The sequence below is a fragment of the Gluconobacter sp. P5H9_a genome, assembly GCF_018812085.1.
Lineage (GTDB): Bacteria > Pseudomonadota > Alphaproteobacteria > Acetobacterales > Acetobacteraceae > Gluconobacter.
Genome location: NZ_JACRVW010000006.1, coordinates 66,304 through 90,623, shown reverse-complemented (window position 1 = coordinate 90,623; position 24,320 = coordinate 66,304). Strand labels below are relative to the sequence as shown.

Here is a 24,320-nt window from a genome sequence, read left to right as displayed (position 1 = left end):
GTTTGAGAATGAAGATCGGGACTAAGGCTGCATTGGGACTGTGTGCGGCCCTCACGATTGGTGCCGGCCTTGTCGGCTGTGGCAAGGTTCCGGGGCATGACCGTAACAAGTTGTGGGAACTCGTAGGGGACCGTTGTGCGAAGGATGCCCGGCATCATCCGTGTGCAGTTTATGACCCGCAGGACGGCTATGCTCTCCTGAAAGACTTGTATGGGCATGGTCAGTATCTACTGATCCCGACGCGGAAAGTGCCAGGCATCGAAGACCCTTCGCTGCTTCAGCCCGAAACGCCAAACTATTTCTCTGAAGCCTGGTCCGAACGTCATCGGGTCCCGGAAGGGTATGGTTTTCCCGTTCCAGACGACCACCTTTCGCTGACCATCAATTCTCGTGATGGCCGGACGCAGGACCAGCTTCATATCCATATCGATTGTCTGACGCCCTACGTCCGTGGGGAAATCGACAAGAACATGATTGGTGAGGACTGGACCCCAGTCTCCCTTTACGGTCATCCATACCGGGCCAAGCTGGTGCAGACCCTTGATCCGTCCCCTTTCCGTCTGATCGGTGCGGACAACATGGGTGACCATACGATCGTGGTGACGCCGGGTCATCATGGCGGCTTCGTCATTCTCGACGATGTCGCTCATGCTCTGGACCGTGCGTCCGGTGAGGAAGTTCAGGATCACAAGTGCAAGATTGATGATCCGAAACACAAGAGCATGCATATGGACAGCATGGAGCCGGGTATGCACATGAATGGGATGATGTAACCCTTCATCTTGTTCTCTGCCTCCGGGACTGGCATGGTTCGATCATCCTCGAACACTTGTTAATCCCGGAGATTGCCCGTGAACTGGCCTTTATTGGCGCTGGCCGTGGGCGCGTTCGCCATCGGAACCACCGAATTCACTCCGATGGGTCTTCTGCCTGTCATTGCGCAGGGCCTTCAGGTTACCGTCCCGAAAGCGGGCGGGCTTGTAACGGCTTACGCTGTGGGCGTGATGGTCGGCGCGCCTTTCATTACTCTTCTTCTCGCAAGACTTCGCCGGAAATTCGCCCTGACACTCCTGATGGGGCTTTACGTTGCGGGTAATCTTCTGTCTGCCGTCGCAGGAAGTTACGAGCTTCTGTTTGCTTCTCGTGTACTGACCAGCCTGGCACATGGCGCATTCTTCGGGCTGGGCGCTGTAGAAGCGTCTGCCGTTGTTGCACCAGAGCGCCGGGCGAGTGCAGTTGCGACCATGTTCATGGGTTTAACAGTCGCCAATATCGTTGGCGTGCCTGCCGCAACGTGGCTTGGTATGAATTTCGGCTGGCACATGGCCTTTGGTGTGACGGCTATTTTGGGCGTTCTGACCATGATTGCCGTGCAACTGGCTCTTCCCGCTCGAGAGGCAGGCCCTGTTCCAGACGTTGCAAGTGAACTCAAGGCGTTGCTGAGGGCGAACGTCCTCCTCGCCCTGACCACAACGGCCATCGGGGCAGGGGCCATGTTCGTGCTCTACACGTACATCACGCCTATTCTTCAGCACATCACGCATGCCAGCCCGCTGGTCATTACGGTTGCCCTGATGCTGACTGGTGTCGGCTTCTCAATCGGAAATGCGATTGGTGGTCGCAGCGCAGACCGCTCTCTGGATGGCAGTCTGCTCATGTTTTTCCCCATTCTAGGGGCCGTCATGCTGCTCTTCCCCTGGGCGGCTCAAACCGTGCCGGGTGCGCTGATCGCAACTCTTGTCTGGGGCGCAGCGACATTCGCTCTGATGCCTGCTCTTCAGATGCGCGTCATGCAGGCGGCTCACGATGCACCCGCCCTGGCCTCCTCGGTTAATATTGGTGCCTTCAATCTTGGAAATGCGCTTGGTGCGGCTTTAGGAGGGGTCGCCTTGTCCATGGGGTTGGGTTATCCCGGTGTTTCCGTTATCGGAACGGCTCTGGCCCTGGTTGGGGTCGGTCTTGTTCTCTTTTCGCGAAAGGTGGCCCCGCCATGACCCGTTCCTTTCTGCTCGCCACCGGGCTTTTCTTCAGTGCGGCTCTCACGCCATTTGCAGCCTACGCCGAGCAGCCTGCCAACGTTGGTGACGCTGTCATGGCTGCCAGCGCGTATCATGATAGCGGCGATTATCAGCACGATTTCGACACGGTGATCGCACAGGCTCGTCATTGGATATCCGAGCGAGCGCCTCAGGTTCGCAAGCCGGCTATTGTTCTCGATATTGATGAGACGACACTCTCCAATTGGGACGAGATCCGCGCGGACAACTTTGGTTATATTGCCAATGGTCCCTGTGACGCGCTGCCGAAAGGTCCTTGCGGGGCGATTGCCTGGGAAAAGAGCGGCCGTGCTCCAGCGTTCGCTTCCACGCTGGCTCTGATTGATGAAGCCGAGCGAAATCATGTCGCTGTGTTCTTCATCACTGGCCGTCATGAAGATGAGCGCGAAGCGACAGCACGCAATCTTCATTTGGCTGGAATCAAGCATTGGGACGGACTGGATCTGCGTCCAATGACATCTCATGGGTATGCGGCGCACTATAAGGCACCAGCACGCGCTGCCCTCGAGGCCAAGGGTTATACGATCATTGCAAGCCTGGGAGATCAGCCTTCTGATCTTGCGGACGGACATGCAGAGAAGGGCTTCCTTCTTCCCAACCCGTTTTATCGCGTTCCCTGAGACATATCTGTTTTGGGTATAAAAAAGGTGCTCAGGAGAAAATCCTGAGCACCTTTTTTTGTGGCCTCAAAACGACTTTAGAAGACGTTCCAGATAGTCCAGTTCACCCTGAGGGCGGGTTCTGTCGGAAGCGCGACGACGTAGCTCACGTTCGATGTCCCGCGCCCGATCACGGGCGTTACGATCAGGGATGTGGGCGTCCGAATCCTTGCCACTCTGGCCTTCACCGAGCTTGCGGCCCAGTGGATCCTGATCCTTGCGGTCTTCGTCCCCGTCGTCGTCATCTCCGGCGTCAGGCTGATCGCCTCCGTCGCCCTGCTGTCCAGCCTTGCCATGCTGCTGTTGCCCGGAGCCACCACCGCCCATGGATGGGATGAAACTCAGGCTTCCGCCTTTACCCTGACCAGACCCGCCGGACTTCTGGCTTTGGCGCATCTGCTTTCCGGCCTCAGACAGATCTGCGAGAGCCTTCTGTTCTGCCGTAAGTGCCTGATCATCCTTACGGTCTGCCAAGGCCTTGCGAGCATCTTGCATATCCGCTTTTGCCTTGTCGAACGCAGTGGCGGGCTTGCCTGTCAGGTCCTTTACCCGCCGGCCAAGAATTTCATCGACACGAGACAGTGCACGCTGAAAGGCATGATCTGCGCGGCGCTCAGGAGATTGCACAGCAACTGTCGCGGGATCAACAGGCGCTGCGGGTTTAGGAGATGCTGACTGTTCCATATTCGGCGGAGGCTGCATTCCAAGCTGGCGCAGCAAATCGGCTGTGGACATCTGGCTGATGTCTTCATGCCCGTCCTGCTGATCAGGCGGCAGAGCGGCCTTGCGGGCGGCAGACAAACGGGCCTGTGCATGATCCAGCAGGGTCGTTTCCCGATGAACCAGATCATGAAGGGCGGCACGTTGCGCGCGTGCTTCTTCCTGAGCCTTCATCTGAGCCGCGAGGGCTTTCAGATCTTCCGGCGTGGCCTGACGCATATGCTCGGCCATGTCTTCCATCTGCTGGAGTTTACGTAATGCTTCATCCCCATGCCCCTGCGATGCTTCATTCTGAAGGCGCTGCATCTGATCTGACCATGGATCAGCAGAGCTTGTGCCAGATTGCGGCATCATGATGCCGCTCTGGGCTGCCTTTTGAAAAAGAAGCTGCATGCGGTGGTTAAGGGCGTCCTTGAGAGCTTTCGTGCGCTTCTGAAGTTCTTCCTGTTCAGCCAGAGTATGGCCTTTCTCTCCCAGAGACTGCATGTGATCGAGCTGTTGCTGAACACTCTGCTGTGCTGCTCGGACGGCCGCGGCTGCATCAGCAATTTCCGGCCCGTCCCGGCTGAGATCATCAAGATACAGAGCCAGTGCCCAAAGCTGCCCCGGCACCTGTTCCGCCGCTCCTTCAGGAGCATTGGATTGCAGGGAAGCAATATCGAGGCCTAGCGGGGCGAGAAGGGCGAGGACATCCGTTGTCTGCGTCAGGAGCTTCAGTTCGTCTGCCGCCTGCTGGGGGCGTTCCTGTCCCAGCATCAACCGACGACGCAATGCGACAATGGCTCGTGCCAGTGGGTCCGAAAACTTCCGGGAACCTAGGTGGAAGCGAACAAAAGCACTGTGGTTTTCTCGACCAGAGACACTAACGGCATGAAGGCGACCTTCGACTTCCATTCCGGCAAAGGGGTCCGAAGAAAGATCTGGGCGTGCCTCTCCCTTTGCATCTTTGGGGTGTCCATTCAGTGGCACTGGAACACGCACGACGCGGCCTTTAGGCAGGTCAGGTAGTCTGATTTCCGCTTCCAGAGAGGCTACGCCATAAGTCTGTTGAACGTGCCAGGGAAGGCTGGTGCGCCAGTCATCTTTCTGGGGAGCGGGTTTTCCGTCCCAGGCTACGACTGGGGGCAGATCCGGCTCGACGTCCACGCGCCATGAACCCAGCGTGCGGCCGCGGGCTTTTAGCGTAACAGTACCGGTCTGCTGCAACGTGGCTTTTTCGCTCCAGCTCTGTTCATCCAGACGGTCATGACTGATGGACGTCGCCCCCCGAAGAACCGGACGCCCGGATGTGCCTGTGATGGTCGCATTCAGAATGGCCCCCTGAGGAACGTGGATGGGATTGCCCTGCTGGGTTTGCGACAGAAACACTGGCGCGCCGGGAGCGTAGGATGGACGGTCGATCCAGGCCTGAACGGACGGGAGCGGAATACTGTCGTCATCGACACCGGGGACAAGGCCAGCGTGCAAGCGGGACTGGGAGTGTGATCCGCTCAGAATGGCCGCAATGGCCAGGGCTGCGGCGACAGAGATAAGCCCCAGTTTTTCCTGCGTCGTGACGTCTGGCTTTGGCAGGCTGACCTTAAGCGGCCCCAGAGAAGAAACCACACGCTGAATGTGCTGCGTCCAGATGGCGCCTTGTTCGCCATCTGCTGCGTAAGCTGGGCGGTCTGCCAAGGTCAGAAGGGGTTGATAGGCGAGGCGAGAGTCGCGCTCGATCCGGCGATCAACCTGAGCATCCGTAGGCTGCGGAATAGCACGCAGGCCTTTGACGCCCAGCCAGAAGGCAGTTCCTAAGACTGTGAGCTCGAAAAGAGCGTGCAACCAGTCAGGCAGTGACTGGGGAATGCGGGCCAGACAGGCCAGCAGATAGAATGCCGCAAGAAGCAAAGACCAGCGCAGAGCTGGCCAGGCGTGTTCCCACCACAGAACGCGTCGAGCGCGACGGCGGACGGAAGCTAGGCGAGCTGCTGCGGCAAACGAATCAGCCATGGGCGGGCAGGAGCCAGTCCGGAATAGTTTCTGCGGCGATCAGGTCTTCGACGCTCTGGCGCTGGCGAATGATCTCCCAGCGACCATTATCGACCAGAACCTGCGCAGCAAAAGGCCGGGAATTATAGGTCGAACTCATGACGGATCCGTACGCTCCCGTATCCAGAAGGGCCACAAGATCTCCGCGCTTCAGGGAAGCGGGCAGAACCCGGTCCTTGGCAAAGATATCGCTGCTTTCACAGACTGGCCCCACCACGTCCCACGGCTTGAGTGAATCGTTGAATGCCGCCGGAGCGACGGGCAAAATACCGTGCCAAGAATCATAAAGCGCAGGACGGGCGAGATCGTTCATTGCCGCGTCGATCACGACGAAATCCGGATTGCCCGCTTTTGTTTCGATCACACGGGACAGCAGAATTCCGGTCGGTGCGGAAAGCCAGCGGCCGGGCTCAATGCTGAGCTCTACCCCAAGGTCTCCAAGTGTTTCGGCAATGACACCGGCCAGCATTTCCGGTGGTGGAGCGATTTCGTCCTGATAGCGAATGCCTAGGCCGCCGCCACAGTCCACTGTTTTGACGGTATGCCCTAGGGCACGAATTTCCCGAACCATATCGGCCAGACGGGAATAACCCTGGCGGAAGGGCTCAGCCGTCAGCATCTGACTGCCGAGATGAACTGCCAGACCGACAAGCTCCACATGCTCCAAAGCCGAGGCTTCGGCGTACAGTTCGACCGCACGGCGGTGCTCAATCCCGAACTTGTCTCCTGCGCGGCCAGTGCTGATCTTGTCATGCGTCTGTGCGTCGACATCCGGGTTCACGCGGAGTGCCGCCGGAGCAACCTTGCCACAGGCCCGTGCAATATCGTTCAGGCGATAAAGCTCTTCCACGCTCTCGACATTGATCTGCCGGATGCCGTGTTCCACTGCGGCGCGAAGTTCAAGATCCGATTTCCCGACGCCTGAAAAGACGATTCCATCCGGCTTGATCCCGGCATGTAGCGCGCGGGTCATCTCTCCACCGCTCACGATGTCGACGCCATAGCCACATTCGCGGAGGATCGTCAGTGTGGCTTGATGATCCTGTGATTTCATCGCGAAATGGAAATGCACCGGCAACCTGCGAGATTCAAACGCAGCTTTGAGCGCGTTTGCCCGGCGGCGCAGTGTGCCTGCTCCCGTGATCCAGCAGGGGGTTCCTGCTACGGCGGCGATGACGTGCAAAGGCACGCCTTCAAAAAGAAGACCATCGCGCGCATTGACCTCCAGAGGAGGGCGGCTTGTCAGAAGGTCGTTGAGCGTGGGTTCGGAAGAGAGAGCATTCATGATCTTCCTACCGTATCGTGGACGCTTGGATGTTCCAAGCTGTTCACACAGGCGCTAGTGTCTGAATTATGATGGAAGAACTGATCTCCCGGGCTCTTGAAGCCCGATCCCGGGCCTATGCGCCATACTCCCGCTTTCAGGTTGGCGCGGCCCTGCGCTGTGAGGGCGTCGTTCATTCAGGCTGTAATGTCGAAAATGCAGCCTATCCGCTCGGGACCTGTGCTGAAGGCGGGGCCATTTCGGCTATGATTCTCGCTGGTGGCCGACGGATTGAGGAAATCGTGATTGTAGGGGGCGGAGATCAACCTTGCACACCATGTGGCGGCTGTCGGCAGAAGCTACGTGAATTCGGCCTGCCTGATCTGAAAGTGCACATGATTTCGCCCACAGGAGCCTTGCTCCTGACACGTACCCTCGCAGAGTTGCTGCCTGACGCATTCGGTCCGGACAATCTGGAATGAAATACTGGCCCTGTCTGCTTGGACTGCTGGTGGTGGGAACGGTCTGTGCGCAGCCTCTTCCGTCTCTGCCCGGTCTTGGGGACGGGGCCAGACGTGAACTGATTGATGTCCGTGCGGCACCCTGGCGAATTCTGGGGCGAGTACAGACGGGACTCGGTGTCAAATGCACGGGTTTTGCCGTTGCTCCCAATGTAGTCATGACGGCAGCTCACTGTCTCTGGCTGCCGAAAACGCACACTTATATACGACCAGGCGATGTTCATGTGCTGATGGGATACTCGCGGGGCTCATACCGCCAACATGCTCATGTTGTGCGATTCATTATCCCACCCGGATACGACCCGAAAAACGAATCCGCTACTGGGGCCAGTGATCGGGCAACACTGTTGCTGTCAGAACCAGTTATCGCGACGCGGGATCTTCTCCCGGCGATTCCTGTGCATGATGGCGCAAGGGCAATGCTGGTTGGGTATTCGCAAGATAGAAACGAAGTGCCATTCGGCGATCTGGACTGTCATATCAACGGAGTGACAGTCAGTGGTCTTGTCCATCACGATTGCGAGGCGACAAAAGGAGTGAGCGGCGCTCCGCTTCTGCTTCAAAAGCCTGACGGAGCGTGGGGTATCGGTGGGCTTGCTGTCGCGGCAGATGTGGGGCCCGGCGGGTTGGCTGCTCCGCTCGTTCCCTAGTTGATGGCAGAAGAATTTTCATAATTCTGCAAACATCGCCTGCATGACGCGTTTGAAGGGTCGGGAAACATCATTCGTGATGTTCCCGCTTTTTATTCGGTCCGGAAAGGGGCACTTTATGTATGTCATGGCAGGGAAAGGAACGGCGTCTGTCGGGCAGTCTCGTGGCATGCATGCGAGCAACGCCTATCTGACGCATCGCAAGAATGTTCTGGTGGTTGAAGACCAGGCCCTGTTGCGCTTCCTGGCTGCGGATATGCTTGAAGATGCGGGCTATAACCCGATTCTTGCTGCGACTGCCGACGAAGCCATGGATATCCTTTCCAAAGGCGAAGCCGTTGATTTGGTATTTTCTGATGTGAATATGCCCGGACGGATTAACGGACTGGATCTGGCTGAGACGGTTGGCGCTCGTTGGCCGCAGATCGGTGTTGTGCTGACCTCTGGTGCTTATCTTCAGGAAAAGCGGCCTCTGCCAAACAAGGCAATGTTTCTTCCCAAGCCATACGAATGGGAAGATGTCTATCGCGCTCTTAAGGCGTTGCAGCACTGATTTTTTGTGAAGATGTCGTGTGGTGCACCCGAAAGGACTTGAACCTCTAACCCCCAGATTCGTAGTCTGGTGCTCTATCCAGTTGAGCTACGGGTGCGGACACGATATGTTTTTGGCAGAGCCAAAAGTAAGATGGTGCACCCGAAAGGACTTGAACCTCTAACCCCCAGATTCGTAGTCTGGTGCTCTATCCAGTTGAGCTACGGGTGCGTCTTGAGGCGGGGTTTTACAGGCGGTTTTAAAACCTGACAACCCCCCTCCGAAAATTAATTTCTACTTTCTTGTCATGGTGATGTGGGCCCGACAGGCGCTGGAACCGAAAGTGCCGCCAATCGCCTGGCCAACGGGATATCCGTTAAAAACCAGTGCAGTCTGGTGGCCATTCATGTCCTTGCTGGCAAGTTCCGCATGATAGTGATGTGCGCCAGGTTGATAGGTTCCCACGAGAACCTCAGAGCCGTCTCCCGGTGTAAAAACGATTTTTCGTCCACGGATTTCGAGCGTGGACGTGCGTTCGGTCGGGCAGGAGCCTTGATCCGTGACGAGCGCGCCTACCCACCGTCCTGAGGGATCATTTCCAGGGTCAGGAGTGGCGCAAGCTGCCAGAAAAGCCATGGCAGAAAGAGAAAAAAGAGCGATCGGGCGCATGTTGTGCCTGTCCTGTGATGCAGAATGGATGACGCAGACGACACAACACCTTATAGGAGAGCATCAAAAGGCACCATGAACACGGAACGCGAGGCCATCACATTGACCCAGCAGGACGCCACCACCGTCGCGAAGCTCGACGAAACGCTCCACGAAGACCGCATCCTCATTCTGGATTTCGGAAGCCAGGTAACGCAGCTTATCGCCCGCCGCGTGCGCGAAAGCGGCGTTTACTGCGAAATCTGGCCCTTCACGGCGACAGACGAAAAGATCCGCGAATTCAATCCACGTGGCATTATTCTGTCGGGTAGCCCTGCCAGCGTCCATGATGAAAACGCTCCTGCGATTCCGGAAATCGTGTTCTCCCTGAACCGCCCGGTTCTCGGTATCTGCTATGGCCAGCAGGCGATGTGCCAGAAGCTTGGCGGCAAGGTCGAAACGCACGAGCATCGTGAATTCGGTCGCGCCTATATCGACATCGCTGAAGATTGCGCTCTGTTCCGTGGCGTTTGGGCTCGTGGTAAGCGCGAGCAGGTCTGGATGAGCCATGGCGATCGCGTCACGCAGCTTCCGCCGGGCTTCCGTGCTGTTGCCTATTCGGAAGGTGCTCCGTTTGCGATCATCGCCGATGAAGGTCGGCGCCTGTATGGCGTGCAGTTCCACCCGGAAGTCGTGCATACGCCTCATGGTGCTGCCCTGATCCGCAACTTCACGCATAATGTTGCTGGCTGTACCGGGACCTGGACGATGGCTGGCTTCCGTGAGCTGGAAATCGCCCGTATCCGTAAGCAAGTTGGGGATGGGCGCGTCATCTGTGGTCTGTCCGGCGGCGTGGACAGCTCCGTGGCTGCGAAGCTGATTCACGATGCTATTGGCGACCAACTGACCTGTATTTTCGTTGATCCGGGCATCCTGCGTTCCGGTGAAGCCGACGAAGTCGTCAAGACGTTCCGTGGTCGCTTCAATATCCGTCTGGTTCATCGCGACGCATCTGATCTGTTTCTTGGTGAACTGGCAGGCGTCAAGGATCCGGAAATCAAGCGGAAGACCATTGGCCGTCTCTTTATCGAAGTGTTCGAGGAAGAAGCTGCAAAGCTTGGTGGCGCACAGTTCCTTGCTCAGGGCACGCTTTACCCAGACGTAATTGAAAGCGTCAGCTTCACGGGTGGCCCGTCCGTTACCATCAAGTCCCATCATAACGTTGGCGGCTTGCCGGATCGCATGAATATGCAGCTGGTCGAGCCTCTGCGCGAACTGTTCAAGGACGAAGTTCGTGAACTGGGGCGTGAACTTGGAATTCCGGAACACATCGTGGGACGTCATCCGTTCCCGGGGCCGGGGCTTGCTATTCGTATTCCAGGTGAGATCGACAAGGAAAAGCTGGATCTTCTGCGGAAGGTGGACGCTATCTACCTGGAAGAAATCCGCAATGCCGGCCTGTACGATGCCATCTGGCAGGCTTTTGCCGTGCTGCTTCCGGTCCGCACCGTGGGCGTCATGGGCGATGGTCGGACCTATGACCAAGCCTGTGCCCTGCGTGCTGTGACCAGCACGGATGGTATGACAGCCGAAGTCTATCCGTTCGACTTTGCATTCCTGAACCGGGTAGCGGGTCGTATCGTCAATGAAGTCCGTGGCATTAACCGCGTGACTTACGACATTACGTCCAAGCCACCGGGGACGATCGAGTGGGAATGATTCCGGGTCTGGCATAGGGTGGCATCACCCGGCATGAAAGTGCCTTAAAGCCCGCAGAAATGCGGGCTTTTTTGTTTTTTGGTCCGGCATTATCTGGCACCGAACGGTATCGCCAAGCAGTTATTTTTTATGGCATAGTGCGTGGCACTGACTGAGTCTGATGCCATGATTTTTGTTGATACCATGTCGGACACTTTGTGGATGTTATGGTATTAATTTCCAATAACCTGTTGAATAAAAAGAGATTTCTCTGATTATTTTGGCAGTTTTGATCATGGTATCGTTATGTGGGTGCCACGAACCGATGTTGACCGATACCAAACTGCGCAACCTCAAGCCGATGGATAAGCTCTACAAGGTGAATGACCGCGATGGGTTGTACGTTGCGGTTACGCCTGCGGGCAGCATATCGTTCCGATATAACTATGCGATTCATGGCAGGCAGGAGACCCTGACCTTTGGGCGGTATGGCGTTGGGGGAATCACTCTGGCCGAAGCCCGTGAGCAATTAGGAGAAGCTAAAAAGCTGATCGCAGCAGGGAAGTCACCTGCGAAGGAAAAAGCTCGTGAAAAGGCGCGTATCAAGGGCGTGGAGACGTTCGGAGCGTGGGCCGAGAAATGGCTGCGCGGATATCAGATGGCGGACTCCACCCGTGACATGCGCAAATCTGTCTACGAGCGTGAGCTGAAGCCTAAATTCGCCAATCAGAAGCTTGTGGAGATTACCCATGAAGACCTGCGGGCGCTGACCGATGCCATTGTCGAACGTGGCGCTCCAGCGACAGCCGTCCATGCAAGGGAGGTGATGTTTCAGGTCTACCGGTGGGCTATCGAACGAGGGCAGAAGGTCGAAAATCCGGCTGAACTGGTTCGTCCAACCAGCATAGCAAAATTTGACCCAAGGGATCGTGCTCTGACGCCTGAAGAGATCGGCCTGATGTATCAGTATATCGAGCGCATCGGCACTACCCCGTCGATCCGGGCCGCAGCCAAGCTGCTTTTACTGACGATGGTCCGAAAGAGCGAGTTGACCAACGCAACGTGGAGCGAGGTCAATTTTAGTCAGGCGCTTTGGACGATCCCCAAAGAGCGGATGAAGCGGCGCAACCCCCATTTGGTATTTCTGTCGCGACAGGCGCTCGATATTTTCATTGCACTGAAGACGTTTTCCGGTGGCTCAGATTATATATTGCCGTCTCGCTACGACACCGATCAGCCGATGAGTAGTGCCACGCTCAATCAGGTACTCACGCTGACCCACAGGCTCGCTCAGAAAGAAGGAAAGTCGCTCGCAAAATTTGGTCCTCATGATTTGCGCAGGACGGCAAGCACTCTGCTGCATGAGGCAGGTTATAATACTGACTGGATCGAGAAGTGCCTTGCTCATGAACAGAAAGGCGTAAGAGCAGTCTATAACAAAGCGGAATATCGCGAGCAGCGAACAGCAATGTTACAGGATTGGGCTGACATGATTGATGAATGGACAATCAGGCAGCGGTGACATTGGCGTTATTCGGCTGATTTCTTGGCGCGTCGTCTGATAGCTGCTGAAACTGCCTGGCGAGATACGCCAAGGTGACGCGCTATTTCAGCCTGATTCATAGTCCCTTGAGTTAGAAAATTGCCGATCATGCTGGTGGGCGATTTAAGGGCCTGAAGTTGGCGGCGAGCTTCTCTCCTGACGTGAGCATGGCTTTCAATATCCCATGTCGGGTGAGAACCGGCGTTAATGACTTGGCTCCAGATTTTCTCAATGAAATCATGATACTCTAATATGAAGCGTCTATCTCGCTGGTAAGCGCGGCGGGCATCATCGCTGCGTCTTGGATTATGTGTTTCGCAATAGAGCTTGCTGGGTTTTGCATCTCCGTCCGTCTGCCCCGGTAGTCTAGTGGCCCAAACGGACTCACCATGCCGAGCCCATTCCGCAAATAGCATTTTTCTTTCAATTTGTTCTCGAAAGCCATCTACAGATCGATCTCCCTGCATTTCAGGAATATCGCAGTAGTGCATCAACATGCGGGCAGCCTCATAGGGGCCAAATTTGCCTTCGCATGCCTGCTCATAACGCAAGACTAATGCATCAGCTCTTTCCTGAGCTGATGCATATATAGTCTCTCTCCGCGATACAACTTTGGCATTTCTTCTTTGGAGGCGTTTAACGACCTTTGGCGCCTCTAAAATGGCTGAATATTCAGTAGGTTTTTCGCAGAGTTCGCAGAAACACCATGCATAACTGTCACTGAGCTTGGCTTTGATGCGACCTGAGGAAGTTTCAGACTGTGAAACCATACGTTCAAGATACGGATCAAAAGCGTCCTGCATCTTCATTCTCTTTTTCATCGTCCCACTATATCCTGAATGACAACTAGATTCTAACTATTTTTCAGGTTCCTGCGGGCACTGGCCGGTATCGTCAAGCATCTGCACGATATCAAAGGAAAGTGACCATGGAGGGAAAAGTAAAAAGCAAAGCGCTTATCGACCGGAAAAAGCTTCATGCAATGATACCGTTGGCCGAGCGCACTATTTTCAACATGGAGCAGAGAGGAGATTTTCCTCGCCGTATTGCTCTTACCAGTCGAAACGTCGCTTGGGACCTGGCTGAAATTGAGGAGTGGATCGAGGCACGCAAGGTGTCTGGTGTCGTAGCCTCTCGTCCTGGGCCGGTATGACAATCCAAACTGTAGCGATTGATGCAGGTGAGCACTGAGTCCCCTGATCTCGTGGATAAAAAACCGACAGCCAATTGCGTCACCCACGAAGATCAGTCTCAACGACGAGGGGCATATCGACATACTAGACAACCGGGCCAGGGCAGCCCTCCCCGCGAAACGGCATCATTGCTTTCCAATGATGGTAGTCGGTCTTCAGAAGGGGATGATGCGCAATTCGATTTTTTGGTGCCATCCTTGGTCGACGTTGGCACCAGAGATAGCCGTAGCCTGATGGACGTGGCTTTGTTTCGCGTATCTAAAGGCAAGAAGCGGGTAGGTGGGATGATCCATTATAATTTGCCGAATGGCTACGTGGAGGTCAAAGCTGGCCCTGACGGAATGGCGTCGGTCTGGGATTATGATATTGTTTTAATGCTTGTTTCCCACCTGACGGAAGCAATGAATCGCTATCGAGACGGCAAGGGAAAGAAGCCGGGGCGTGTGTTTCGGCCTCGGATCGGCGACATTCTTAGGTTTTGTCGCAAGAGCAATGGTTCGCGACAGTTTGCTGAGGTTGAGGCGGCGCTCGACCGTCTTCAGGGAACGATCATAAAGAGTGTGCGAGAAACGTCGCGTTTCGATGGGCGTGTGTTACGCACAGTTGAATCTGAAGGGCTAATCAGTTCGTATGCCGTTATATCGCGTACTGACACCGGGAGAGTAGCCAGTGTCGAGATTGAAGTTCCGAAATGGATTTACAAGGAAGTTACTGACGGTAAGAGGCCGGACGTCCTGACAGTCGATCCTGCCTATTTTCTGATTTCCACGGGTATTGGACGGTTTGTGTACCGATTGGCACGTCAAGCTGCTGGTAAAGGGCAGGCAAGATGGAGCTTCCAGACGATTTACGAACGCAGTGGTAGCGCCAGTTCGTTAAAAGAATTCAGCCGTATCCTCCGTAAGATTATCGCGGCTAATGACCTGCCTGATTACGTCTTGCGAGAAGAGGTGGGGCAGAGGGGGCCTCAACTGATGATGCTTCATCGAAAAGCAGCTTTTGATGAACTTCTGGCTGGTGCCAATGGGGTTGTCGATGGGGTGGTTTTGGGTGGGGCGATAAGCGATCAGGCCTGTGGATAGGCCGTCTATTACACACTGATCACTGTCTATCGCACACCGTTTACCGTCTATTACACACCAGATGCCGTCTATCACACACCGAACAAACTTATAAGAAGTTGATATAATTGAATAAAAACGAGCTTTTCGCGTCTAAAACTTTAAAACTATATAAAACTCTTAAAACCCCCTTGGGTGTGGATAACTCGTCGAGCAGTAAGTGCCTGAAGCTTCCAAAATGGGATGAGGGTTTCTGTGCGGATGCGACATTGGCCTCCCGAACGTCCATGAGGTACCTCGTACGTGCACCAAAGCAGAAAAACGCTCAATCTTTCGGCACAGGGCTGAGCCAGTGTTTGATTTTATCGGGATCGGGATCAAAGTGGACGGGACGAGCTGTGAAGGAATGACGTTTGGGAGAGGGTTGTTCTTCAACTGTCGAGCGAAGAGTTGCGACGAGGTTAGGTATCGGCTGAACATTAGTTGAAGACGCCAGAGAGGGCTGCACGATGAACTTCTGGATATGCCGGGTGAACTGGCTGTAGCTCATTAGCAGAGTATCATAATGCTTTTGGAAGATATCCGTTCTGTTGTAGCCTTGTTCCAACTCTTTGGTGATGACGTCCTTCAGGGCGATAAATCTGACCCGCGCCATACCTTTTTTGCTTGGCGTCATTGAAACGTCTCTTCCTTTCCAAAAGAATGCCTCTCTTCCGTCGATGTGTTTAAACGCATCGGCCTGAGGCTATCATGAAGCGAAAATAAGCTAATATAGGCAATTAAATGCAATTATATGCGAACATAAGCAATAGCCTATTGTTCCGTTATTTTTGCATATAATTGCGCAAAATTGCATAACCACTGAAAGCAAGATAGGTTGCCGTGCACACGGCAACGTGCTTATTCGCCTTCGGCTTAACGCGGAATAGAGGGATAGCCTCATGGCCGAAACCGAAAAGAGACGCCAAAAGAATGTTGGCCCGCGATCTGGGCAGCGTATTCCGGTCAAGGTGACAGTGGAGGAAAAGGAGCGGATTGAGCTTACCGCCCGGAAGGTACGGCTTCCTGCTTCAACCCTGCTTCGGAAGCTGGCCCTTGGCTATGAGCCCCCGAGCATGATTGACCTTGATACCCTCTCGACCCTGACCCGATTGCGGGGGGACTTCGGGCGGCTGGGCGGTCTCTTGAAATTGTGGCTTATGGACGCGCCCGCCCAAGCCGTTCCAGAGAGCGAAGTGAGAGGCATGCTCGATACGATTTTGGCTAAGCAAGGCGAGCTTTCCAACCTTATTGCAGCCATTGAGAAAGCGACTGGTAACTGACGGCTCGTTTGGAATGGAGTCATGAGAACAATGCAAAAGTGTCCAGAAAACGGTTGTTTTCCGGACAGGTCGAAAAATGGCATGCGGGAATATTTGAACCCCAATTTTCGAGTTAATATTCTCGTCAATTTTTCAATGTCTAAGTTGTGTTAATGAAACAACGAATTGCCTAGGTCGCGTCGACAAAAGGTCTATACGATCTGCCTGAGATCTGATTCCCTTTGTAGCTGTGGAATAACGGGCAGAGAGAACAGGTATGGCGCGAGGCGATCTGACGGATCAGGAATGGGCGATGATTGGTCCGCTTCTGCCGCCTGAGCGCGGACGTTGGGCTCGACCAGCCGGAGACAACCGTCTGTTTCTCAATGGTATGCTGCATGTCCTGCGCACTGGATGCCCCAAGCGTGACATGCATGAGCGCTGCGGCAAATGGAACTCAGTTTACGCCGTTGGGCCGAACAGGGTGTTTGGGATGCCCTGCTGCAAACCCTTGCAGACCTGGGTCTGACTGATGAATGGCAGCATATGCTCGACAGCACTGTGGTTCGTGCCCATTCACAGGCCACTGGCGCAAAAAGGGGGAGGCATGCGGAAGCTTTTGGTCGGTCACGCGGCGGCTTTACGAGCAAAATCCACGCCCGATGCGACAATCAGGGACGTCCTCTTGGCTTTGTCCTCACCGGCGGCCAACTTTCTCGCTTCAGTCCAACTCGCATTCATCCGAATTTGGCTACGCCATTATGAGTCGGTGGCCTAGGCTTCGTCAGGTTGAGGCAGAATCAGCGATTATTAACCGCCAACCGAACCGGCGCGGCGAGCGGCGCCGCGATGTCTGACGCATCCAGTATTTCGCGCACGGTAGTAGCGACGACAGCGGCAAGCCGACAGGGCACAGCGTTGCCGATTTGGCGATACATCGCGCTGCGGGAGCCGTGCATCTTGTAATCGGCAGGGAAGGTCTGGATCGCAAGGCATTCATCTACTGTGAGACGCCGCAAGCGTTTGGGTGCCTCACGGGTCAACGGCTTGCCACGCTTTGTTAGACGAGCATGATACTCCTCAACAAAACTCGACGCCCCAGCAAAAATCTCTTCCTCGTCCACTATCGGCGTCTTGTTGCCGCCCATTGATGCCGGGAGGGTTGAGGCGACACCTCGTGCGGCTAGCGGGCGTCCGGCGCCATTAAAAAGCATGCCTGCATAGGGCGACTTCCGCATAATGGGAGCTTTCGCGAACGAGATTTTTGCATTGCAGACGCGCGAGTTTTTGGTCGAGCCTGCCGGGCCTAAGCGGCGAACAAGATCGCCGACCGTTTCCGCTGGAGCTTGTCGGGAGGCGATTGCCTCTATCACAGCAGCGGAAAAGGCCGAGCGACTACCACCGATCACGTCTTTTCTCACGCCGACAATAAACATCCTCTCGCGGTTTTGCGGCACGCCGAAGTCAGAAGCATTCAAGACAACCAAAACAGCATGATACTTCTTGTTGGCACGTTCCATCAGATCTCGTCGCACAGGCTCCCATTTGGCGAGTACAGCCAAGGCCTTCACGTTTTCGCAAATGAAAGCGCGCGGGGACACGATGTCAACGACGTCAAAGAAAGACTTCATCATCGAGCTTCGCGGGTCCGACGGGTCCATTTTGCCCGCTACCGAAAAACCTTGGCACGGCGGGCCTCCGAAAACGAGATCAACGTCAACAAGATGGTCGAAAGTAGGCATCAGCGAAGTAATCGTTCCTTGGACAATTATCTCGCCATGGTTGAGCCTGTATGTCGCGCACGCATCAGGATCGATATCGTTCGCCAGAACGATCTCGAAGCCACTCTCATGTACACCGACGTCCATCCCTCCCGCGCCCGAGAAGAGCGACACGGCGGTCAGTGGGGTGTTTGGGAACGACATGTCTGTCCTCATCTGTCGGGCGTCAGCAAAAGCTCATAGCATCGAAAGCGTGAGACTCAAAGTCCGTAGACTTAAAGGCCTTACCGCTGGATGACATTCAACGATGCGACCCAACCACGGCTCACAACTCGTGCATTATTTTGCGCGGAACCTCAAGACGCTGCGCGAAGCGCGGGGGCTGTCGCAAGAGGCGCTCGCTGGAAAAGCTGGGCTTGACCGGACCTACGTGAGCAGTTGCGAGCGCGGCGAGAGGAATGTAACTTTAGTGACGCTTGACCGGCTATCAGTGGCGCTCGGCGTCCTCCCTCATTCGCTTTTGGATAAGGGATCGAGCGATGAGTAGTGAGTTTATTGCAGCCGTTCGTGGTCTGTTAATCCCGCTGGCTCCCGAACGAGAACAGCATCTTCTCGAACTTGTCGCCGGCCATCTCATGGACCTTGGAGTTGAGCGGGCCGACCATGCAGACTGGCTTACGTTGGAACTCGGCCAGTGGCGGCAAGCAGGCAGACCTTCAAATCAATTGAAGGCGCTTATTAGAACCATGATTTTCTCTGCCCAGTCGCCACATCAGACTCTTATGTTTCGAGCGGAAGCCGTAGCTGAGGATCAACTGTGGGCGGCGATTGCCCGCAGGACCGCCGACAGATATTTCGAGATGCACGCCGCGCTGGTAGGCCGATTCCTTCTAGATCATGATTTCGCACGTCAACTTCTGGCTCAGGCTGGCTGGATGGCTCGCCTTGCGGAACTCGACAGAATGTCGGCCTCCGAGATCAGCCGACTTGTGGGCGCCAGGGACGATCGACTTGCGCAACGCTGGGACGTCATTCAAAAAATACTTTCGGGGCTAGGTCTCGCTCCATCCATATCGACGGCTCAGGTTCAGGAAGCCTTCGGCGCTGACAGTGAGAACGAACCCGAGCTGCTCGGTGACCTCGATTTCGCGGGGAGTATCGCACTAACGGCGGAGGCCGCAAAAAATCTCGGTTGCAGCGGCACGATTGAGGATTGGCTGACCGACATTTTTGTCAAGGATCTTCACGATCCTTACCTTCTGATCATGCACTATCAGATGATCATTCTCGCGTACTTCGACCATCCCCCGACATTCGCCTACGAGTTTACCCCGCGCGGCCAAGCGGTCGACTGGCTTGCTCAGAATTACCGGGACGCAGGTATTCCTGTGGCGGGCAGTGCATTCCTAAATAATGCTAAAGCGATCCGACGCTTTGACCGAGGTTGGGTGGCGGGTCGTGCCGATCACGCACGTGCGGCTAGCGCGTTGGCTGCTCTGCTGGCATCGCTTGAGCCGCTTGGTGGCCTCGCCAGAAAAGAAATTGCAAACCGCTTGCGCGCGCTTCTCCGTCGACACATGCGACTGAGGGAGCAGGCTGACGGTCCTCTTCCGAATGCAATCCCGGCGTTGAACGAGGCGCAAGTGGTGTCGATCTTCGCTGCTATTGCAGAAGCAAATTCCGCGACCACAGGGATTGCCGAGCAAAGAATGGTCGATTGTTATGGGGTCTTGCAACATCCCCGTCACGATGGTTGGGTCCCTCGAGGCCTTGGTGACTCTGTTTTTGCACCAAATCTCCCACGCAGAAAGTGCGGTGATTGCGAGTTCGAGCGGGCGACGCAAGCCGCGCCGTCGATAGTAGCCTATGAGGCTCACGGGGGGCGGTTGTCCGCGTTATATGTCGAAGACCATCTCGCTACCTTGAAGGAGATAATCCGGCGGAGGTCGGAAGATTTAATTGCCGTTGCACCGTTGGAGAATTGGGCCGTTCGAGTGATATTCGTATCTCACGGGGTCACAGGGGCAGTTCCCGAGAATTGCGAGGTGGAAACTGAAAACGGCGTTGTGACGGTTGTACTCGAGTATCTGACTTTTGAAGCGGTAAGCAATGCCTTTCCAGCGGACCAAACGCTCGCCGAAATAGCGAATGCCAATTTTACCGACCGTCTAAACAGTCCTTTCGTGCACCCGCGTGTCCGCCAACGTGTCACGGAGCTGATGGCATAAGTTGCTCGTGACCGGATCGCTCGTGACGGGGGAGTTTCCATACCAATCGATTTGGTTGCAATCAGCGTTTCCTACGGGCTGCCCTATCCCGGCGGAATAGGCACGGTCTTGGCCATCGGGCGCCGGGAACGTTAGCTCTCCAGATATTGATGCTCCGAAGCCGACGGTCGCGTCTGTCCCAGACCCAGCCATACTTCCACCGTCCGCTTATGGTAGTGGCGAATCGTTGTTGTGCGGAAAAAGGTAACGCCTAACGCTCTTCAACTCGAAGCATGGCATCAATCATGGTATTGGTTGCTGTTAATTTTTATAATTATCTGATAAATATATGTTTTTTGTCGATATCAACAATCGAGTGGGAATGAGGCTTTTAAGCCTTTAGCATTTGGAAAAGGCCTGTCCCTTATGGGGCAGGCCTTTTTTTTGATGTTGCGGAGAGTGTGGGTGTTCGTACCGCTCTCGATTTAGAGCAATCGCAACATTAGTTTTTATAGCAAAACAATATCGACCTCGTTCAGACTTAGCGTGTTCGTGTCCTGGCCATTTTCTGGCGGACAAAACGAGTAAGGAATTGCCGGTGTCAGACATGGAGAGGAGTTGAAGGTTTCGTTGGTTTTCTGCTGAAGCCACGCGGGGCTTTCGAAGGCGCTGCGACAATTCCTGCTTTTTGAACATCTGGACAATAGGACGAGGGCTAACGACGTGCGTCGCAGACTGATCTTGAAGATGCTTCCAGCGGGGCTACTGGCATTACGAGGGCAGGGGTATGCCCAAGATCGTGGAACCGGGCTGATACCAGCTTTCAAAGGTACGCCCCGGATTGCCGTGGGTGGGATTGCGTCGGAATGCAGCACTTACAGCCGTATTCGCTCCCGCATGCCGGAGTTCACCACCCTTCGAGGTGATGAAATTTTCGGAGCGCCGCTGTCCCAACCGCTGCATCGCTATGATTTTGACCTCCTGCCGACCCTGGAAGCATCCGCACCACCAGGCGGCCCAGTTGAGCGCAAGACGTATGAGGCTTTGAAAGCAGAATATCTTGAGCGTCTGCGCAAGCTCCTACCGCTGGATGGTGTTTACCTGGCTATGCACGGTGCCCTGAGTGTCGAAGGCATGGATGATGCGGAGGGGGACTGGTATGCCGCAACGCGGTCTGTCGTCGGGCCGGATTGCCTGTTGTCCGCCTATTACGATCTTCACGGTAATCTCAGTCAGCGCAGTGTCGATACGCTGGATGCTCTGACGGCATACCGCACGGCGCCGCATGTTGATCGTATCGAGAATGTCATGCGGGCTACGGATATGCTTACGCATTGTCTGCGTTACGGCCTGCGACCCGGAATTGTGTGGGCAAGCATACCGGCGCTGCTTCCGGGGGAGCAGAGCAGCACAGAATGGGAGCCTGGCCGCCGCCTGTGGGCAGATCTGGCGGAATATAATCGGCTTCCGGGTATTCTCGATGTCTCCCAATTGGTTGGATATGTCTGGGCTGATGAACCCCGTTCGGCTGCATCCGTGGTTGTCACAGGTACGAACGTCGAAGAGCAGAAACGCATCGCTACGGAACTGGCGCAGCGATACTGGGACGCACGACACGACTTTCATTTCGGCACACCAACCGGAACGATCGATGAGTGTCTCAGCCGTGCGATGTCGTCAAAAACGCATCCCGTGGTCATTTCAGATTCCGGAGATAATCCGGGCGGTGGCGGAAACTCTGACCAGACTTTTTTCCTTCAGGCTTTGCTAAAGGCTGGCGCGAAGAATGTTCTGCTGGGTGGCATGACGGATCGGCCTGCAACGGATGCCTGTTACAAGGCGGGTGTTGGCGCAGTTCTTCCGTTATCCATCGGCGCGACTTTAGACCCCGTGATGTGCAAGCCTGTGCATGTCCGCGCGACTGTGAAGCATCTCACGCCGGTCTCGCATCCCGATGAAGGTGAAGCTGTCATTGAATTCAATGGTATCACGGCGACGCTTTCTGCTCGGCGGCGTCTGTATCATTCGGCAGAAGCATTCCGGGATATTGGGCTGGAGCCTACCAATTTCAGCATTGTCGTTCTGAAATGCGGGTATCTCAACCCAACCATGAAACCGCTGGCCAATCCGGCACTCATGGCGCTTTCGCCGGGGGCTATCAATCAGGATATCGTCAATATCGGTAATCATCGCCGTAAACCGACGTGGCCCTGGGTACCCGATCTGACGTACACGCCGAAACCTTATGTGTCGGCTCGAATTCATCGCAGCTAAGGAGGGTGGATAGATGAAGCAGATCCTCTCTTTATCCGCATAAAACTACGCCTCGGGTAACTGGATGGTCACCTGAAGCGAGTATAAACGCTCGTTAAGCTCTATCCAGAACAAAGGCCAGCTTCGGAAGAAGCAGGCCTTTGTCTAGGCTGGAAAGACCTTAGTGTTCCATATGGTGCTTGTGGCCCGTCAGCTCAGTCGTGAGCTGGGCGCGGGCCTCACCGGATGGGAATTTTTCCGTGTGCAGGTTGATGTAGCTTTTGCCAGCCAGCACGTCCTTCACCTGATCTGCAGTCAGTGTCAGGGTTCCCGTCATCCGGGTCTGGTAAGGGCCAGGGATCGGCGCAATTACGCCGGCATCTTCACCCTCAGCTGCCGGACCATGCAGGTGAATTGCATTGACCGGGCCTGTCAGGCCGTTGTCTTCGAAACGGTACGACAGGGTGTTTTTGGTTGTGTCGAGCATGGCAGACGCAGACCCTTTGATCGGGGATGTTGCACCATGTTCGCCCTTGAACGGACCAAAAAGATGGATCGTTTCAGCAGAAGCAGGCAGGGCCGTAACAGAGAGACCCAGCGCGAGAGCGGTAACAAAGAGACCTGTACGCATGGAACGTGATCCTTGCAGGAGTTGGAGACACTAAACGTGGTGTCAGGTCTCCAGTTCAGTGTTCCAGTACAGATAATCACGCCAGCTTTCGTGAAGATAGTGGGGCGGGAAGGTCCTCCCGTTTTCCTGAAGAAGGCGGCTGCTGGGCTGATCGGGTTTTCGGTGGGGGTGCATGCCGATCTCGCTGGGGAGGCGGGAGCCTTTGAGGAGATTGCAGGGGCTGCAGGCGGTAACAACGTTCTGCCAGGTTGTTTTTCCCCCTTTCGCACGGGGGATAACGTGATCGAAAGTCAGCTCATGTGTCGGCAATCGATCATGGCAGTACTGACACGAAAAATTGTCCCGCAAGAAAACGTTGAATCGTGTGAAAGCGGGTTTTCGTGCTGAGGGAATGTAATCTTTCAGTGCGATGACGCTGGGAAGGCGCATGGCCATGCTGGGAGAGTGAACGACGGCGTCTTCGTACTCTGATAGAACGGATACCCGGTCCAGAAACACAGCCTTCACGGCTTCCTGCCATGACCATAGCGACAGCGGAAAGTATGAGAGCGGACGAAAATCCGCATTCAGAACAAGAGCCGGAAAATGCTGACTACTGACAGGCACCACGCGCTTCCTTTTTTGAAGGACGGCACATGCGGGAACTTCGGCGTAGAAAACTTAAGACAAACGCCGATAAACATGCGTCGTCGGCTTCTTTGAGATGACTATTTCAGTAAACTTCATGAACTGCAAGAAAACCCTGATGAAAGCTTGATGACGCAGTTTCCCGTAACGCGCTTTGCGCCCAGTCCAACTGGTTTCCTGCATCTTGGGCATGTCGTTTCTGCCCTCCATGCGCGTGCGTCCGCCGGAATGGACGGTCAGTTTCTCGTGCGGATTGAGGATATTGATACTGCGCGGTGCACGTCGGCTTTTACCGATGCTCTGAAAGAGGACCTGCAATGGCTGGGGCTATGGCCGCAGGAGACTGTGCGTCAGCAATCCCGTCATCTGGCGGAATATGCGCATGTTTTGTCTGAACTCAGAAGCAGGGGGCTTATCTATCCCTGTTTCTGTACGCGTGCCGAGATTGCCGCGGCTTCCGAACGTTGTGCTCCAGACGGAAGCATTGTTTATCCGGGTACATGTCTTCGACGCGCCCGGTCAATCTCCGGGCGTGTGCCAGCCTGGCGTCTGAACATGGGACGCGCGCTTGATGAGCTTCAGGAAGTGCCGTCCTGGTATGAAGTTGGTGAGGGAAAAATTTCTGGACGCGCTGACGAATTCGGGGATGTTGTGCTGGCTCGACGAGACACAGGCGTTTCATATCATCTCTGCGTCACGCATGACGATGCCATGCAAGGCGTCAACTACGTCACGCGCGGCCGCGATCTCTATGAAGCGACATCTATTCATCGTGTTCTTCAGTGTTTGATGAAATGGCCAGAACCTCATTATCGCCATCATGCCCTTATCAAAGACGAGACTGGGCAGAAGCTCTCGAAACGGGATGGGGTAGAAGGTATTCGCACTTTGCGCGCTGCGGGGTGGACATCAGAGCAAATTCTGGCTCATCCGCTCGTGCTTGAAGCGCTTGGCGGAGAGCTAAAGTCATGGAGCGGCCCACGGCGGGGTCAAGCAGCTCCATGAC

Annotated in this window: 24 protein-coding genes and 2 tRNA genes; 16 read left to right on the top strand and 10 right to left on the bottom strand. The window is 55.2% G+C overall.

Going from position 1 to position 24,320, the window contains the following annotated elements; translation table 11 throughout:
• Nucleotides 1-8: 8 nt before the first annotated feature.
• The 3 genes from KP708_RS08270 to KP708_RS08260 all read left to right on the top strand — a co-directional run bounded on the left by KP708_RS08270 (nt 9) and on the right by KP708_RS08260 (nt 2,677).
• Nucleotides 9-773: a CDP-diacylglycerol diphosphatase gene (locus tag KP708_RS08270; RefSeq protein ID WP_215748845.1), complete on the top strand. Its 765-nt coding sequence runs from the start codon at nt 9-11 to the stop codon at nt 771-773.
• Nucleotides 774-851: 78 nt separating this feature from the next.
• Complete coding sequence (locus KP708_RS08265) at nt 852-1,994, top strand: MFS transporter (RefSeq protein ID WP_202206613.1); 1,143 nt, start codon at nt 852-854, stop codon at nt 1,992-1,994.
• The gene (locus KP708_RS08260) at nt 1,991-2,677 is read left to right on the top strand and encodes an HAD family acid phosphatase (protein ID WP_215748844.1); all 687 of its coding nucleotides are present in this window, start codon (nt 1,991-1,993) and stop codon (nt 2,675-2,677) included. Before KP708_RS08265 ends, KP708_RS08260 begins: the two co-directional genes overlap by 4 nt.
• Nucleotides 2,678-2,743: 66 nt before the next feature.
• Here the strand turns inward: KP708_RS08260 and KP708_RS08255 are convergent, their stop codons facing one another.
• Nucleotides 2,744-5,425, bottom strand: coding sequence for a DUF4175 domain-containing protein (locus tag KP708_RS08255; protein WP_215748843.1), 2,682 nt, complete (start codon nt 5,423-5,425; stop codon nt 2,744-2,746).
• A complete protein-coding gene (lysA, locus tag KP708_RS08250; RefSeq protein WP_215748842.1) occupies nt 5,418-6,749 on the bottom strand; it encodes a diaminopimelate decarboxylase in 1,332 nt (443 codons plus the stop codon). The genes KP708_RS08255 and lysA overlap by 8 nt, the downstream gene beginning before the upstream one ends.
• Nucleotides 6,750-6,817: 68 nt before the next feature.
• On the opposite strand from lysA, the gene KP708_RS08245 reads away from it, so the two are divergent.
• Genes KP708_RS08245 through KP708_RS08235 form a run of 3 tightly spaced genes read left to right on the top strand, consistent with a single transcriptional unit; the run spans nt 6,818 to nt 8,452 of the window.
• On the top strand, nt 6,818-7,210 hold the full coding sequence (locus KP708_RS08245) for a cytidine deaminase (RefSeq protein ID WP_215748841.1): 393 nt from the start codon (nt 6,818-6,820) through the stop codon (nt 7,208-7,210).
• On the top strand, nt 7,207-7,899 hold the full coding sequence (locus tag KP708_RS08240; protein ID WP_215748840.1) for a serine protease: 693 nt from the start codon (nt 7,207-7,209) through the stop codon (nt 7,897-7,899). The genes KP708_RS08245 and KP708_RS08240 overlap by 4 nt, the downstream gene beginning before the upstream one ends.
• 43 nt (nt 7,900-7,942) lie before the next feature.
• Complete coding sequence (locus KP708_RS08235) at nt 7,943-8,452, top strand: response regulator (protein WP_252347214.1); 510 nt, start codon at nt 7,943-7,945, stop codon at nt 8,450-8,452.
• A gap of 20 nt (nt 8,453-8,472) precedes the next feature.
• Here KP708_RS08235 and KP708_RS08230 read toward each other — a convergent pair.
• The 3 genes from KP708_RS08230 to KP708_RS08220 all read right to left on the bottom strand — a co-directional run bounded on the left by KP708_RS08230 (nt 8,473) and on the right by KP708_RS08220 (nt 9,100).
• A tRNA-Arg gene (locus tag KP708_RS08230) sits at nt 8,473-8,549 on the bottom strand.
• Nucleotides 8,550-8,585: 36 nt separating this feature from the next.
• Nucleotides 8,586-8,662, bottom strand: a tRNA-Arg gene (locus tag KP708_RS08225).
• Nucleotides 8,663-8,725: 63 nt separating this feature from the next.
• Nucleotides 8,726-9,100, bottom strand: a complete 375-nt coding sequence (locus tag KP708_RS08220) for a hypothetical protein (protein ID WP_202206619.1) — start codon at nt 9,098-9,100, stop codon at nt 8,726-8,728.
• 75 nt (nt 9,101-9,175) lie between these two features.
• Between KP708_RS08220 and guaA the strand changes: the two genes are divergently transcribed.
• Nucleotides 9,176-10,798, top strand: a complete 1,623-nt coding sequence (guaA, locus tag KP708_RS08215; RefSeq protein WP_215748839.1) for a glutamine-hydrolyzing GMP synthase — start codon at nt 9,176-9,178, stop codon at nt 10,796-10,798.
• Nucleotides 10,799-11,102: 304 nt separating this feature from the next.
• On the top strand, nt 11,103-12,299 hold the full coding sequence (locus tag KP708_RS08210) for a site-specific integrase (protein WP_215748838.1): 1,197 nt from the start codon (nt 11,103-11,105) through the stop codon (nt 12,297-12,299).
• Nucleotides 12,300-12,307: 8 nt separating this feature from the next.
• On the opposite strand, the gene KP708_RS08205 is transcribed toward KP708_RS08210, so the two are convergent.
• Nucleotides 12,308-13,141, bottom strand: a complete 834-nt coding sequence (locus tag KP708_RS08205; protein WP_252347213.1) for a helix-turn-helix domain-containing protein — start codon at nt 13,139-13,141, stop codon at nt 12,308-12,310.
• A 107-nt stretch (nt 13,142-13,248) separates the two neighbouring features.
• On the opposite strand from KP708_RS08205, the gene KP708_RS08200 reads away from it, so the two are divergent.
• Both KP708_RS08200 and KP708_RS08195 read left to right on the top strand, forming a co-directional pair.
• Nucleotides 13,249-13,473: an AlpA family transcriptional regulator gene (locus KP708_RS08200; protein ID WP_215748837.1), complete on the top strand. Its 225-nt coding sequence runs from the start codon at nt 13,249-13,251 to the stop codon at nt 13,471-13,473.
• Between the two features lie 168 nt (nt 13,474-13,641).
• A complete protein-coding gene (locus KP708_RS08195) occupies nt 13,642-14,595 on the top strand; it encodes a replication initiator protein A (protein ID WP_252347212.1) in 954 nt (317 codons plus the stop codon).
• 304 nt (nt 14,596-14,899) lie between these two features.
• Here the strand turns inward: KP708_RS08195 and KP708_RS08190 are convergent, their stop codons facing one another.
• A complete protein-coding gene (locus tag KP708_RS08190; protein ID WP_215748835.1) occupies nt 14,900-15,250 on the bottom strand; it encodes a TraK family protein in 351 nt (116 codons plus the stop codon).
• 265 nt (nt 15,251-15,515) lie between these two features.
• Here KP708_RS08190 and KP708_RS08185 point away from each other — a divergent pair, with 265 nt between their 5' ends.
• Together KP708_RS08185 and KP708_RS08180 are read left to right on the top strand one after the other, a co-directional pair.
• Entirely contained in the window at nt 15,516-15,896 is a 381-nt protein-coding gene (locus tag KP708_RS08185) for a plasmid mobilization protein (protein WP_215748834.1), read from the top strand.
• A 256-nt stretch (nt 15,897-16,152) separates the two neighbouring features.
• On the top strand, nt 16,153-16,404 hold the full coding sequence (locus KP708_RS08180; protein ID WP_215748833.1) for a transposase: 252 nt from the start codon (nt 16,153-16,155) through the stop codon (nt 16,402-16,404).
• Between the two features lie 271 nt (nt 16,405-16,675).
• Here KP708_RS08180 and KP708_RS08175 read toward each other — a convergent pair whose 3' ends face one another.
• Nucleotides 16,676-17,800, bottom strand: a complete 1,125-nt coding sequence (locus KP708_RS08175) for a DNA cytosine methyltransferase (RefSeq protein WP_215748832.1) — start codon at nt 17,798-17,800, stop codon at nt 16,676-16,678.
• Between the two features lie 103 nt (nt 17,801-17,903).
• Between KP708_RS08175 and KP708_RS08170 the strand changes: the two genes are divergently transcribed.
• The 3 genes from KP708_RS08170 (at nt 17,904) to KP708_RS08160 (ending at nt 22,077) form a co-directional block, all read left to right on the top strand.
• The gene (locus tag KP708_RS08170) at nt 17,904-18,143 is read left to right on the top strand and encodes a helix-turn-helix domain-containing protein (RefSeq protein ID WP_215748831.1); all 240 of its coding nucleotides are present in this window, start codon (nt 17,904-17,906) and stop codon (nt 18,141-18,143) included.
• Complete coding sequence (locus KP708_RS08165; protein WP_215748830.1) at nt 18,136-19,824, top strand: hypothetical protein; 1,689 nt, start codon at nt 18,136-18,138, stop codon at nt 19,822-19,824. Before KP708_RS08170 ends, KP708_RS08165 begins: the two co-directional genes overlap by 8 nt.
• Nucleotides 19,825-20,526: 702 nt before the next feature.
• Nucleotides 20,527-22,077 carry a M81 family metallopeptidase gene (locus tag KP708_RS08160; RefSeq protein ID WP_215748829.1) on the top strand — a complete coding sequence of 517 codons (1,551 nt, stop codon included), beginning with the start codon at nt 20,527-20,529 and terminating at the stop codon, nt 22,075-22,077.
• A gap of 160 nt (nt 22,078-22,237) precedes the next feature.
• Here KP708_RS08160 and KP708_RS08155 read toward each other — a convergent pair whose 3' ends face one another.
• Both KP708_RS08155 and KP708_RS08150 read right to left on the bottom strand, forming a co-directional pair.
• Entirely contained in the window at nt 22,238-22,687 is a 450-nt protein-coding gene (locus KP708_RS08155) for a CHRD domain-containing protein (protein ID WP_046899614.1), read from the bottom strand.
• A 42-nt stretch (nt 22,688-22,729) separates the two neighbouring features.
• Nucleotides 22,730-23,293 carry an HNH endonuclease gene (locus KP708_RS08150; RefSeq protein WP_046899613.1) on the bottom strand — a complete coding sequence of 188 codons (564 nt, stop codon included), beginning with the start codon at nt 23,291-23,293 and terminating at the stop codon, nt 22,730-22,732.
• Nucleotides 23,294-23,443: 150 nt separating this feature from the next.
• Between KP708_RS08150 and gluQRS the strand changes: the two genes are divergently transcribed.
• Nucleotides 23,444-24,319 carry a tRNA glutamyl-Q(34) synthetase GluQRS gene (gene gluQRS / locus KP708_RS08145; protein WP_215748828.1) on the top strand — a complete coding sequence of 292 codons (876 nt, stop codon included), beginning with the start codon at nt 23,444-23,446 and terminating at the stop codon, nt 24,317-24,319.
• Nucleotide 24,320: the final 1 nt, after the last annotated feature.

Bases quoted from the DNA above. Each gene is read 5' to 3' on its own strand.
- KP708_RS08270 (WP_215748845.1), top strand. From the start codon at position 9: ATGAAGATCGGGACTAAGGCTGCATTGGGACTGTGTGCGGCCCTCACG.
- KP708_RS08260 (WP_215748844.1), top strand. From the start codon at position 1,991: ATGACCCGTTCCTTTCTGCTCGCCACCGGGCTTTTCTTCAGTGCGGCT.
- KP708_RS08255 (WP_215748843.1), bottom strand. From the start codon at position 5,425: ATGGCTGATTCGTTTGCCGCAGCAGCTCGCCTAGCTTCCGTCCGCCGT.
- lysA (WP_215748842.1), bottom strand. From the start codon at position 6,749: ATGAATGCTCTCTCTTCCGAACCCACGCTCAACGACCTTCTGACAAGC.
- KP708_RS08245 (WP_215748841.1), top strand. From the start codon at position 6,818: ATGATGGAAGAACTGATCTCCCGGGCTCTTGAAGCCCGATCCCGGGCC.
- KP708_RS08240 (WP_215748840.1), top strand. From the start codon at position 7,207: ATGAAATACTGGCCCTGTCTGCTTGGACTGCTGGTGGTGGGAACGGTC.
- KP708_RS08235 (WP_252347214.1), top strand. From the start codon at position 7,943: ATGACGCGTTTGAAGGGTCGGGAAACATCATTCGTGATGTTCCCGCTT.
- KP708_RS08220 (WP_202206619.1), bottom strand. From the start codon at position 9,100: ATGCGCCCGATCGCTCTTTTTTCTCTTTCTGCCATGGCTTTTCTGGCA.
- guaA (WP_215748839.1), top strand. From the start codon at position 9,176: ATGAACACGGAACGCGAGGCCATCACATTGACCCAGCAGGACGCCACC.
- KP708_RS08210 (WP_215748838.1), top strand. From the start codon at position 11,103: ATGTTGACCGATACCAAACTGCGCAACCTCAAGCCGATGGATAAGCTC.
- KP708_RS08205 (WP_252347213.1), bottom strand. From the start codon at position 13,141: ATGAAAAAGAGAATGAAGATGCAGGACGCTTTTGATCCGTATCTTGAA.
- KP708_RS08200 (WP_215748837.1), top strand. From the start codon at position 13,249: ATGGAGGGAAAAGTAAAAAGCAAAGCGCTTATCGACCGGAAAAAGCTT.
- KP708_RS08190 (WP_215748835.1), bottom strand. From the start codon at position 15,250: ATGACGCCAAGCAAAAAAGGTATGGCGCGGGTCAGATTTATCGCCCTG.
- KP708_RS08185 (WP_215748834.1), top strand. From the start codon at position 15,516: ATGGCCGAAACCGAAAAGAGACGCCAAAAGAATGTTGGCCCGCGATCT.
- KP708_RS08180 (WP_215748833.1), top strand. From the start codon at position 16,153: ATGGCGCGAGGCGATCTGACGGATCAGGAATGGGCGATGATTGGTCCG.
- KP708_RS08175 (WP_215748832.1), bottom strand. From the start codon at position 17,800: ATGTCGTTCCCAAACACCCCACTGACCGCCGTGTCGCTCTTCTCGGGC.
- KP708_RS08170 (WP_215748831.1), top strand. From the start codon at position 17,904: ATGCGACCCAACCACGGCTCACAACTCGTGCATTATTTTGCGCGGAAC.
- KP708_RS08165 (WP_215748830.1), top strand. From the start codon at position 18,136: ATGAGTAGTGAGTTTATTGCAGCCGTTCGTGGTCTGTTAATCCCGCTG.
- KP708_RS08155 (WP_046899614.1), bottom strand. From the start codon at position 22,687: ATGCGTACAGGTCTCTTTGTTACCGCTCTCGCGCTGGGTCTCTCTGTT.
- gluQRS (WP_215748828.1), top strand. From the start codon at position 23,444: ATGACGCAGTTTCCCGTAACGCGCTTTGCGCCCAGTCCAACTGGTTTC.